The 10,307-nt window shown below is 69.8% G+C and carries 11 protein-coding genes and 1 riboswitch; of the genes, 4 read left to right on the plus strand and 7 right to left on the minus strand.

Going from position 1 to position 10,307, the window contains the following annotated elements:
• Positions 1-42: 42 nt before the first annotated feature.
• Both N5D62_RS13140 and pepQ read left to right on the plus strand, forming a co-directional pair.
• Positions 43-636 carry a 5-formyltetrahydrofolate cyclo-ligase gene (locus N5D62_RS13140; RefSeq protein WP_279758270.1) on the plus strand — a complete coding sequence of 198 codons (594 nt, stop codon included), beginning with the start codon at positions 43-45 and terminating at the stop codon, positions 634-636.
• On the plus strand, positions 633-1,967 hold the full coding sequence (pepQ, locus tag N5D62_RS13145) for a Xaa-Pro dipeptidase (RefSeq protein WP_279758271.1): 1,335 nt from the start codon (positions 633-635) through the stop codon (positions 1,965-1,967). Before N5D62_RS13140 ends, pepQ begins: the two co-directional genes overlap by 4 nt.
• A gap of 116 nt (positions 1,968-2,083) precedes the next feature.
• Here the strand turns inward: pepQ and N5D62_RS13150 are convergent, their stop codons facing one another.
• From N5D62_RS13150 to ahcY, 4 genes are all read right to left on the minus strand, one after another.
• On the minus strand, positions 2,084-2,716 hold the full coding sequence (locus N5D62_RS13150; RefSeq protein ID WP_279758272.1) for an OmpW family outer membrane protein: 633 nt from the start codon (positions 2,714-2,716) through the stop codon (positions 2,084-2,086).
• 129 nt (positions 2,717-2,845) lie between these two features.
• A complete protein-coding gene (gene metF / locus N5D62_RS13155) occupies positions 2,846-3,685 on the minus strand; it encodes a methylenetetrahydrofolate reductase [NAD(P)H] (RefSeq protein WP_279758273.1) in 840 nt (279 codons plus the stop codon).
• Complete coding sequence (locus N5D62_RS13160; protein ID WP_279758274.1) at positions 3,682-4,413, minus strand: TlyA family RNA methyltransferase; 732 nt, start codon at positions 4,411-4,413, stop codon at positions 3,682-3,684. Before N5D62_RS13160 ends, metF begins: the two co-directional genes overlap by 4 nt.
• Positions 4,414-4,555: 142 nt before the next feature.
• The gene (ahcY, locus tag N5D62_RS13165) at positions 4,556-5,989 is read right to left on the minus strand and encodes an adenosylhomocysteinase (protein ID WP_279758275.1); all 1,434 of its coding nucleotides are present in this window, start codon (positions 5,987-5,989) and stop codon (positions 4,556-4,558) included.
• Positions 5,990-6,092: 103 nt separating this feature from the next.
• Positions 6,093-6,191, minus strand: a riboswitch (S-adenosyl-L-homocysteine riboswitch).
• Between the two features lie 72 nt (positions 6,192-6,263).
• Here ahcY and N5D62_RS13170 point away from each other — a divergent pair.
• Positions 6,264-7,100 carry an HAD-IIB family hydrolase gene (locus N5D62_RS13170; RefSeq protein WP_279758276.1) on the plus strand — a complete coding sequence of 279 codons (837 nt, stop codon included), beginning with the start codon at positions 6,264-6,266 and terminating at the stop codon, positions 7,098-7,100.
• On the opposite strand, the gene N5D62_RS13175 is transcribed toward N5D62_RS13170, so the two are convergent.
• From N5D62_RS13175 to infA, 3 genes are all read right to left on the minus strand, one after another.
• On the minus strand, positions 7,101-7,562 hold the full coding sequence (locus N5D62_RS13175; protein ID WP_279758277.1) for a hypothetical protein: 462 nt from the start codon (positions 7,560-7,562) through the stop codon (positions 7,101-7,103). It abuts the gene before it with no gap.
• A 254-nt stretch (positions 7,563-7,816) separates the two neighbouring features.
• The gene (locus tag N5D62_RS13180; RefSeq protein ID WP_279758278.1) at positions 7,817-8,029 is read right to left on the minus strand and encodes an oxidoreductase-like domain-containing protein; all 213 of its coding nucleotides are present in this window, start codon (positions 8,027-8,029) and stop codon (positions 7,817-7,819) included.
• A 50-nt stretch (positions 8,030-8,079) separates the two neighbouring features.
• Positions 8,080-8,337 (minus strand): translation initiation factor IF-1, encoded by a 258-nt coding sequence (gene infA / locus N5D62_RS13185; protein WP_067278543.1) that lies wholly within the window; start codon positions 8,335-8,337, stop codon positions 8,080-8,082.
• A gap of 822 nt (positions 8,338-9,159) precedes the next feature.
• On the opposite strand from infA, the gene N5D62_RS13195 reads away from it, so the two are divergent.
• Positions 9,160-9,999, plus strand: a complete 840-nt coding sequence (locus N5D62_RS13195) for an oxidoreductase (RefSeq protein WP_279758279.1) — start codon at positions 9,160-9,162, stop codon at positions 9,997-9,999.
• Positions 10,000-10,307: the final 308 nt, after the last annotated feature.

Below are 10,307 nucleotides of genomic sequence, written 5' to 3' on the forward strand. Positions count from 1 at the left end.
CCCGGGGCCCGTCGGTCCCGCTGAGCCAGGCGAAAGGACCGGATGGATCCGAACGACAAGCTGCCGATCTCCGAAGACCGCCAGGCGCTGCGCGAGCGCCTGATCCAGGAGCGCCTGGACCTGCCGGGTCGCCTGGAGCTCGCCGACCTGGTGCAGGGCGTGCTGCGCGTCTGGCTGGTCGGACGCAAGGAAACGCGCATCGCGGCCTACTGGCCGATCAAGGGCGAATTCGATCCGCTGCCGGCGCTGTTCCGCTGGAGCGAGGTCGACGCCAACCGCCGCATCGGCCTGCCGGTCGTCGACCGCGAGGAAGGCCGGCTGCGCTTCCATGTCTGGTACCCCGGCTGCCCGATGGAAGAGGACGCCACCGGCATCACCAAGCCGAAGGACACCGAGGCCTTCGATCCGCAGCTGTTGCTGCTCCCCTGCCTCGGCTACGGCCCCGGCGGCATCCGGATGGGCTACGGCGGCGGCTTCATGCTGCGCACGATCGCCCAGATCCAGCCGCGGCCGGTGGTCGTCGGCGTGGGCTTCAGCCACGGCTTCCAACCGACGCTGACCGCCCAGCCCAACGACGTCCGGCTGGACGCGATGCTGACCGAGATGGGGGTCGTCTGGGAGAATTCCCGCGCATGAATCCCGCTGAATCCCGCGACCTGAACGCCCTGTACACGGCCCACCTGGCGGAGCAGCAGCGCCGCACCGACCACGCGCTCGCGCGCGGCGGCTACGACGCGCTGCTGATCGCCTCGGGCATCGAGAAGTTCGCCTTCCTCGACGACCGGCCCTACGTGTTCCAGCCCAATCCCCACTTCAAGCTGTGGGTGCCGCTGGTGCGTCATCCCGACAGCTGGCTGGTGATCCGGCCCGGGCACAAGCCCCGGCTCGTGTACGTGCAGCCCGAGGACTACTGGCATGTACCGCCGGAGGCGCCGAGCGGCTTCTGGGTCGGGCACTTCGAGCTGATCGTCGTGCGCCGGCGGGAAGAGGCGCTGCCCTACCTGCAACTGCCGGGAGAGCTGGCGATCGTCGGCGAGGCCGACGCGGCGCTCGGCGACATCGTCCCGAACAACCCGCCCGAGGTGCTGAACCCGCTGCACCACGCGCGCGCCGTCAAGACCGGCTATGAGCTGCTGCGCCTGCGCGAGGCGTCGTCGCTGGCCGCCGGCGCGCACCTCGCGTCGCAACGGGCGTTCCGCGACGGGCAGTCGGAAGCGGGCATCCACCGCGCCTACCTGCAGGCCTGCGGCCTGGCCGAGCGCGACCTGCCCTACGGCAACATCGTGGCGCTCAACGACCACGCCGCGGTGCTGCATTACCAGTACCAGGACGAACAGGCGCCGGCGCAATCGCTGTCGCTGCTGGTGGATGCCGGCGCCCACAGCTGCGGCTATGCGTCCGACATCACCCGCACGACCGGCAACGGCGACGCGTCGTTCCAGGCGCTGATCGACGCGATGGAAGCGGCGCAGCTGCGCCTGGTCGACCGCGTGCGGGCCGGCGTCGACTACCGCGACATCCACCTGGACTCGCACCGCGAGATCGCCGGCGTGCTGCGCCAGCTCGGCATCGTGAAGATGGACGAGGACGCGATGCTCGCGCAGGGCGTGACCTCGACCTTCCTGCCGCATGGCATCGGCCATCTGCTGGGCCTGCAGGTCCACGACATCGGCGGCTTCATGGCCGGCGAGGACGGCGGCACGATCGCCAAGCCGGACGGGCATCCCTACCTGCGCCTGACCCGCGTGCTGCGGCCCGGCATGGTGGTGACGATCGAGCCGGGGCTGTACTTCATCCCGATGCTGCTCGAGCGGCTGCGCGCCACGCCGGCCGCGGCGAGCGTCGACTGGGCGCTGGTGAAGCACCTGAGCGCCTTCGGCGGCGTGCGCATCGAGGACGACGTCGCCTGCCGCGAGAGCGGCGCGCCGGAGAACCTCACGCGGGACGCGTTCGCCGCGCTGGCCTGATCGACCGGCCGCGCGACGCGCCATGGAAAAAGGGCCCTCAGGGGCCCTTTGTCATGGAGGCGGGCGCCGGCGCGGCGTCCGCCTTGGGGAGCGCGGGCATGCCGCGCGTTCGTCGATCAGAAGCGGTAACCGACGCCGACGCCGATCAGCAGCGGATCGATCTTGAACTTGCCGACGGTCGAGCCGAACGAGCGGACCTCGGTGTCCATCTGGAGCTTCTTGACGTCGACGTTGATCGACCACTGCTTGTCCAGCATCACGTCGAAGCCGGCCTGCACGGCCAGGCCGATGCTGCTCTTCTTGATGCTGGGCTGCAGCGCGGCCTGGACCGCGGGTTCGAAGTGGACGCCCGAGAAGTGCGTGTAGTTCACGCCGGCGCCGACGTACGGGCGGAAGGTGCCGGTCGGGTTGAGGTGGTACTGCAGCGTCAGCGTCGGCGGCAGGTGCTTGACGGTGCCGACGCGCGTGCCCTTGCTGGAGAGCTTGTGCTCCTGCGGCACGGTGAGGATCAGCTCGGTGGCGATGTTCGGCGTGAAGAAGTAGCTGATGTCGATCTCGGGGATCGTCTTGCGGCTGAGCGACAGGCCCAGGCCGGTCTTGTCCTTGTCCGCCGGGTCGATGTTGACCGCGCGGGCGCGGAACTGCCACGGGCTTTCCTGCGCCTGGACCGGCAACGCGGGCAGCGCCATCAGCGCGGCGAGCGTGGCGACGGCGATCGAGGGGCGGGAGAGGGCGGGGGTGCGGGACATGCGTTCACTCCTGAAGTCAATGGACGACAGGATTGAACGCCGCGGCCCGGGGTCAGGCCTTGACCGTTCACAAGGAACGGCGGAGAACCGGTCAGGTTCCCGGCCCGGTCCCGGCGCGATTGCGCCTTGTCAAGCTTCGGCCGCGAGGCCGAGACGCTCGCACAACGCGAGCGTCAGCGCGCTCTGGTTGAGCGTGTAGAAGTGCAGCCCCGGCACGCCGCCGGCGATCAGGCGCTCGCACAGCCGCGCGACGACGTCCAGGCCGAAGGCGCGCACCGAGGCGGCGTCGTCCATGTAGCCCTCCATCTTCAGCGCGACCCAGCGCGGGATCTCGATGCCGTCGCGCTGCGCGAACTGCGCGATGCGGGCGTAGTTGTTGATGGGCATGATGCCCGGCACGATCGGCACGTCCACGCCCATCGCCCGCGCCGCGTCGACGAAGTGGAAGTAGGCGTCAGGGTTGTAGAAGAACTGCGTGATCGCGCCGCTGGCGCCGGCGCGCACCTTGTCGGCGAAGAACTGCAGGTCGCGCGCCGCGTAGCGCTGCTGCGGGTGGTACTCGGGGTAGGCGGCGACCTCGATGTCCCAGTCCTCGCCCTGCGTCTCGCGGATGAAGCGCACCAGCTCGGCCGCGTAGCGGAACTCGCCGGCGGTCGCCGTGCCGCTGGGCAGGTCGCCGCGCAGCGCGACGACGCGCCGGATGTCCTGCGCGCGGTAGGTCGCCAGGATCTCGGCGATGTTCTCGCGGGTCGAGCCGACGCACGACAGGTGCGGCGCCGCGTCGAAGCCCTGGGCCGCGATGTCGGCCACGGTGGACAGCGTCTTCTCGCGCGTGGAGCCGCCGGCGCCGTAGGTGACGCTGAAGTACTGCGGATTCACCGCGCGCAGCTCCTGCACGACGGTCTTCAGCTTCTCGGTGCCGACGGGCGTGTTGGGCGGGAAGAATTCGATGCTGACGGGCGTCGTCATGGTTTCTGGACCCAGATGAAGAATTCGGTGTTGCCGTCGCCGCCGGTGACGGGGCTTTCGAACCAGCCCTTGACGACGAGGTCGCGCTTCTCGGCGGCGGCCACGGCCTGCTCCTTGAGCACGATGTACTGCGACTTGTCCTTGACGATGCCGTTCTTGTTCAAGGCCTTCGGGCCCAGCTCGAACTGCGGCTTGACCAGCAGCAGCGCCTGGCCTTGCGGCTTGAGCCAGCCGACCACGTGCTTGAGGGTGCCGATCATCGAGATGAAGCTCAGGTCGCCCACGACCAGGTCGAAGGGCTCGGCGGGCACGTAGTCCTTCACGTGCATGCCTTCGAGGGCGGTCACGCGCGGGTCCGCCTTCAAGGTCTCGTGCAGCTGGCCGTGGCCGACATCGATGCCGGTCACGTGCGCCGCGCCGGCCTTGAGCAGCACGTCGGTGAAACCGCCCGCGCTCTGGCCCATGTCCAGCGCCGAGAGGCCGGCCACCGACACGCCGACCTTGGCCAGCGCGCCTTCGAGCTTGAGCCCGCCGCGCGAGACGTAACGCAGCTCGGCGTCGTCCGTCACGCGCAGGGGCGTGGTCTCGAGCAGGTCCTCGCCGCACTTGCGCACGACGGTCCAGCCCTTGGGGCCTTCCCACTCGACCGCGCGGGCGTCGATCAGCCGCTGGGCGGCCGAGCGCGTGGGCGCCAGGCCAAGGGAGAGGAGGAGTTGGTCAGCTCTCATGAACGAAGTAGCCTTTGCAGCGCGTCGCGAGCGGGTGTCAGGCTAGGCGCGGGGGGATCCGGGAACCGGAACGTAGCAGCGCTACGTGAGGATTCACGGAGGGACCCGCAACGACGCATGGCGCCCGCGCAGTAGCGCTCGATCAATAACGGTAGGTGTCGGGCTTGTAGGGGCCCGCCTTCGACACGCCGATGTAGGCGGCCTGCTCGTCCGTCAGCTCGCTGAGCTGCGCGTTCAGCGTCTTGAGCTGCAGGCGCGCGACGTGCTCGTCCAGGTGCTTGGGCAGCACGTAGACCTGGCCGACCGCGTAGGCGTCCTTGTGCGCGAACAGCTCGATCTGGGCGATCGTCTGGTTGGCGAAGCTCGACGACATCACGTAGCTCGGATGGCCGGTGCCGCAGCCCAGGTTCACGAGGCGACCCTTGGCGAGCAGGATGATCCGCTTGCCGTCCGGGAAGATCACATGGTCCACCTGCGGCTTGATCTCTTCCCACTCGTACTTCTCGATCGAGGCGATGTCGATCTCGTTGTCGAAGTGGCCGATGTTGCAGACGATGGCGTTGTGCTTCATCGCGGCCATGTGCTCATGGCGGATGACGCCCTTGTTGCCGGTGGTCGTCACGAAGATGTCGGCCTTGTCGGCGGCGTACTCCATCGTCACGACGCGGAAGCCCTCCATCGCGGCCTGCAGCGCGCAGATCGGATCGATCTCGGTGACCCACACCTGGGCCGACAGCGCGCGCATCGCCTGCGCCGAGCCCTTGCCCACGTCGCCGTAGCCGGCGATCACGGCGATCTTGCCGGCGATCATCACGTCGGTGGCGCGCTTGATGCCGTCCACCAGCGACTCGCGGCAGCCGTACAGGTTGTCGAACTTGCTCTTGGTGACCGAGTCGTTGACGTTGATGGCGCGGAACAGCAGCGTGCCCTTGGCCGACATCTCCTTGAGGCGGTGCACGCCGGTGGTCGTCTCCTCGGTCACGCCGATGATCTCGGCGCTCTTGCGGGTGTACCAGGTGGCGTCCTCGGCGATCTTCTTCTTGATCGCGGCGAACAGGATGCGCTCTTCCTCGCTGCCCGGATTGGCCAGGACCGACAGGTCCTTCTCCGCCTTCTGGCCCAGGTGCATCAGCAGCGTCGCGTCGCCGCCGTCGTCCAGGATCATGTTGGGGCCTTCGCCCGGCGTGCCCTTGGCGCCGAAGTCGAAGATGCGGTGCGTGTAGTCCCAGTAGTCCTCCAGCGTCTCGCCCTTGTAGGCGAAGACGGGGGTGCCGGCGGCGACCAGCGCGGCGGCGGCGTGGTCCTGCGTCGAGAAGATGTTGCACGAGGCCCAGCGGACCTCGGCGCCCAGCGCCTGCAGCGTCTCGACCAGCACGGCGGTCTGGATCGTCATGTGCAGCGAGCCGGTGATGCGCGCGCCCTTGAGCGGCTGCGCGGCGGCGTATTCCTCGCGGATGGCCATCAGCGCGGGCATCTCGCTCTCGGCGATCTTGATTTCCTTGCGGCCCCAGTCGGCCAGCGACAGGTCTTTGATCAGGTACTGGTCTTGGGCCAGCGGCTTCGTTTGGGCGTTCATGCGGACTCCTGCGAGGAAGGGCCGTCGACGCCAGCGGCGGGAAGTCGGGATCGGAGGGAGTCGGGCGCTTGCCGCTCGGTCCTCACCCGGCCCACGAAGGGTCGACGGGTGAGCGCGGTTGCCATGGCCGCCGGCATGTCGCCGGGCGGCGGTTCCGAGCCTGGCCTCGATGGGATGGGAGGTCGCAACGCTCCTCGGAACAGGGCGCGATTGTAGTCATGTTCCACCGGACGGTTCGATGACAGCGTCACGGCCGGGGCCACAATCGCGGCCCATGCGATGCCTCCCCCCGTTGAGCGACTGCCCGCGTACCGCCTGGGCCCCCCTGCGCGGGGTGCTGACCGACATCGACGACACGCTGACGGGGGCCGCCGACGCTGGCGCGGGGGACGAGGCCGCCACCGCCGCCACCGCGGTGATCGCGCCGGCGGCGCTCGAGGCGCTCGCCCGGCTGGACGCGGCCGGCGTGCCGGTGATCGCGATCACCGGGCGCCCGGCGGGCTGGAGCGCGCCGTTCGCGATGGCCTGGCCGGTGCGGGGGATCGTCGCGGAGAACGGCGGGGTGCTGCTGCATCGCCAGGGGGATCGCCTCGTCACCGAATTCGCCCAGGACGACGCGACGCGCGAGGCGAACTTCGCCCGACTGCAGGCCTGCGCGCGGGAGATCCTCGCCACGGTGCCGGGCGCCACGCTGGCGCGCGACAGCGCCGGTCGACTGACCGACATCGCGATCGATCACAGCGAGTTCACGACGCTGGACGACGACGCGATCGCCGCCGTCTGCGACCGGATGCGCGCGCACGGGCTGGTGGCGACGGTCAGTTCGATCCACGTCAACGGCTGGATCGGCGAGCACAGCAAGTGGAGCGCCGCCCATTGGGCGGTGAAGCGGCTGACGGGCCTGGACTTCGTCCCTCGCGAGTGGGTCTACGTCGGCGACTCGACCAACGACCAGTTGATGTTCGAGCGGGTGCCGCTCTCGGTGGGGGTGGCCAACATCGCGCGTTTCCTGCCGATGCTGGATCACCCGCCGGCCTATGTCACCGCCGGCGAGCGGGGCGATGGCTTCGCCGAGGTGGCGCGGGCGTTGCTGGACGCGCGCGCCGGCTGATCAGGCCGCGCGCAGTTCGGCGGGACGCGCGGCGACCGGGCTGCGAGTGGGCGCCGGGTCGTCGACGACCGCCAGGCGCGAGCGCGGCGTCCGGCCTTCGACCGGATCCCAGGCATGCCGCCCGACCAGCGAGGAGATCCCGGGCCAGTCGCGGCCGCGGGGCAGCACCCGCGCCAGCGCCGCGTGGCTGACCCGGCCGCCCAGGGCGACCAGGCGCTCGGCGACCTCGATCCGGCGGCGCCGCAGCCGCGGCAGCAGCCAGCGGTTGGTCGGGCGTTCGCGCAGCACGCTCGGATGCGGCATGCAGCGGTGTTCGGCCATCAGCAGGTGGCGCAGCAGGATCTCCAGCGGCAGCGGTTCCAGCTGGCGCCAGTCGGTGCTCAGCCGCGCGAGCGCGAAACGCAGGTTGGCTTGCGCGTCGGAATGGGCGACGTGGAAGCGGTTCTGGCCGGTCATGAACATCGAGACCTCCGGGCGGACGGCGTTGCGCCGCTCAGGCAAACGCGGCGCCTGTCCTGAATGTCGGCCGGCGGCGCCGGGATCTGAATCCCCGGGATGTCCCCCAAAACGTCACGAAACGCAAACCGGCGGGGCCTTCGCAGCGCCGCGGAGGTCCGGTGGCCTGCATGTGGCAGGCCGGCTCGCTGCCGCTTTCGGGGGCGCCAAAAGGAAAGGGCCGCGCGAGGCGGCCCTTCAGGGTGGGGGTGGGGCGTCGGTCAGGACGCCTCGGGGTGACGGGCCTTCCAGGCGCGCAGCCGCTGCCGGTAGTCGTCCATCGCCAGGTCGTGCAGGTCGAAGATGCACGGATCGCAGCCGTTCCCGCAGCAGGCGTCGAGGTCCGGCTGCACGGGCGGCACGGGCATCGGGTCGCCGGCGTCGGTGGCCTCGGCGGAGGCGGCCGGCGCGGGATCGGGCAAGGCGGTGGTCATGTCCGGACGTTCTCCCGCGGTGGCGACGGCCGCCGCGGCAGAGGGACGGATCAGCGACGGACCGGCGGCGGGCCCGAGTGGTTCGAGCGCTGCAGGTGGCGGAAGGTGATCCGGCCCTTGGTCAGGTCGTAGGGCGACATTTCCAGGGAGACCGCGTCGCCGGCCAGGATGCGGATGTGGTGCTTGCGCATCTTGCCGCCGGTGTAGGCGATGACCTGGTGGCCGTTCTCGAGCGTCACGCGGAAGCGCGAGTCGGGCAGGATTTCGTTGACCACGCCCTGCATTTCAATCAGTTCTTCCTTGGCCATTCGGGATGCTCCTTACTTGAAATTGTGAAGGGCGCGGGCCGCGTTCGTCGCGACCTTCGCCTTGTCGGGTTCAACGGCGCTCGGCTCAGTGGCTGAGCGCCCAGGCGGTGCCTTCGGTCGCCGCGTAGCGCAACGCGGCGCGACGGCTGAGGAAGGCGGGCACGAACCGCATGACACGGTCGGTGCTGGTCATGCCTTGTCCCGATCGGATCGAGACAACCGCGGCGAATCCGCCGTCGGCATGGGGTTTGGTCATCGGTGAGACAAGGAATCGCCCCACCTCAATGCTTTTGCTTCGCATAGTTCTCATGAGGTGTGCGCCTTGACAGGCAATCGCTATAAGCAACCGTCTTGGCGCGGTTTGGGAACGTGCGCGGCTCCGGATCGATGACGCGATCCTGGGACATTGCACGGAAGGGTGCTCCAGCCCTCGCGCACGCCGAAGGCGCGCACGCAGACCGAAGCCTGAAACGCTCAAGCGCACGAACCGGGGGTTGATGCTGGTGCGAGCCGCTCGCAGGAATGTCCGTGAGAAGGACCGGAGGGGCTGCAGAAGAAGACCTGAAGAGGGTGGTCTTGTGCGAATCAAGCTGCGGATTGTAGCGCAAGGTCCCATGTCGCGCATCCCCCATGAGTTTCCAGGGCCGCCAGACCGGTACTTTGCCGGATTGGGCAAGCGGCGCGCCGGAACGGACACGTCGCCCCGGGCGCCGGTTCCTACGATGAATCCGTCCTCCCGATCGACCGGTTCGCACCGTTCGAGCCGTCGAGCGGGACGGTCCCCTTCAGCTTCCATTCATTCCCTCCAAAGGACGCACTCCCATGAGCAAGATCTGGTTCATCACCGGCGCCAACCGCGGTTTCGGCCGCGAGATCGCCCGCGCCGCGCTGGCCGCCGGCGACCGCGTCGTCGCCACCGGGCGCGACCTCGACGCGCTGAAGACGGCCTACGCCGGCGACGGCGACGCCGTCCTGTGCCTGGCGCTGGACGTCGCCCGCGAGGCCGACGCCGCCCATGCGGTCGAGCAGGCCGTCGCGCGCTTCGGCCGCATCGACGTGCTGGTCAACAACGCGGGCTATGGCCAGCTCGGCCTGTTCGAGGAGATCGGCGCCGCCGACATCGAGCGCCAGTTCGCCACCAACGTCTTCGGCCTGATGCACGTCACCCGCGCCGTGCTGCCCATCATGCGCCGGCAACGCGACGGGCATGTGATCAACATCGCCTCGGTCGGCGGTTTCCGCGGCTTCGACGGCGCCACGGTCTACTGCGCGACGAAGTTCGCGGTCGACGGCTTCTCGGCGTCGCTGGCGCCGGAGCTCGCCGGCTTCAACATCCGGGTGACCGTCGTGGAGCCGGGCTTCTTCCGCACCGACTTCCTGGACGCCAGCTCGGTGCGCTACGGCTCGCGGGCGATCGCGGACTACGCGGCGCTGCCCACGCCGCCGCTGTCGACCTACGAGGCCTACAACCACCAGCAGCCGGGCGACCCGGCCAAGCTGGGCCGGGCCTTCGTCGAGCTGGCGACGATGCCGGCGCCGCCGCTGCATTTCGTGGCGGGGTCGGACGCGCTGGCGATGGCGCGCGACACCTTCGGGCGCCGGATCGCCGAGGTGGAGGCGCACGCGGCGCTGTCGGCGTCGCTGGACCGCGACGACGCCTGAGTTCGGCATCGCCGCCGGCCGCGCAGCGCCCAAGGCCTCGCGCCATCGCCGTTCCCGTCCCGGCATCCCGGCCGTCCCGGTGTCGGCTGGATGAAGGGAACATGAATTGGCGGCGTGTCGACCTCCGGCGCGCGCCGGCCCGCGGCTAGCATGCGCCCCGGAACACGTCGGCCGGGGAGGGCGCGATGGATCGAGGCGGCGCGCCGGCAGGACGGCGGCGCGAATGACGGCGGCGCGAATCACATCGACGTGGAGGTCGACGACCCGGTGGGGCGAGCCCGCTCGTGGGCGGCGATGGCTCGGGCTGG

The sequence above is a fragment of the Mitsuaria sp. GD03876 genome (genome assembly GCF_029840635.1).
Lineage (GTDB): Bacteria > Pseudomonadota > Gammaproteobacteria > Burkholderiales > Burkholderiaceae_C > Roseateles.

Coding starts and splice junctions, on each gene's coding strand:
- infA (WP_067278543.1), bottom strand. CDS start 8,337: ATGGCCAAGGAAGAACTGATTGAAATGCAGGGCGTGGTCAACGAAATC.
- N5D62_RS13195 (WP_279758279.1), top strand. CDS start 9,160: ATGAGCAAGATCTGGTTCATCACCGGCGCCAACCGCGGTTTCGGCCGC.
- N5D62_RS13175 (WP_279758277.1), bottom strand. CDS start 7,562: ATGTTCATGACCGGCCAGAACCGCTTCCACGTCGCCCATTCCGACGCG.
- N5D62_RS13180 (WP_279758278.1), bottom strand. CDS start 8,029: ATGACCACCGCCTTGCCCGATCCCGCGCCGGCCGCCTCCGCCGAGGCC.
- N5D62_RS13140 (WP_279758270.1), top strand. CDS start 43: ATGGATCCGAACGACAAGCTGCCGATCTCCGAAGACCGCCAGGCGCTG.
- N5D62_RS13170 (WP_279758276.1), top strand. CDS start 6,264: ATGCGATGCCTCCCCCCGTTGAGCGACTGCCCGCGTACCGCCTGGGCC.
- N5D62_RS13160 (WP_279758274.1), bottom strand. CDS start 4,413: ATGAGAGCTGACCAACTCCTCCTCTCCCTTGGCCTGGCGCCCACGCGC.
- metF (WP_279758273.1), bottom strand. CDS start 3,685: ATGACGACGCCCGTCAGCATCGAATTCTTCCCGCCCAACACGCCCGTC.
- pepQ (WP_279758271.1), top strand. CDS start 633: ATGAATCCCGCTGAATCCCGCGACCTGAACGCCCTGTACACGGCCCAC.
- ahcY (WP_279758275.1), bottom strand. CDS start 5,989: ATGAACGCCCAAACGAAGCCGCTGGCCCAAGACCAGTACCTGATCAAA.
- N5D62_RS13150 (WP_279758272.1), bottom strand. CDS start 2,716: ATGTCCCGCACCCCCGCCCTCTCCCGCCCCTCGATCGCCGTCGCCACG.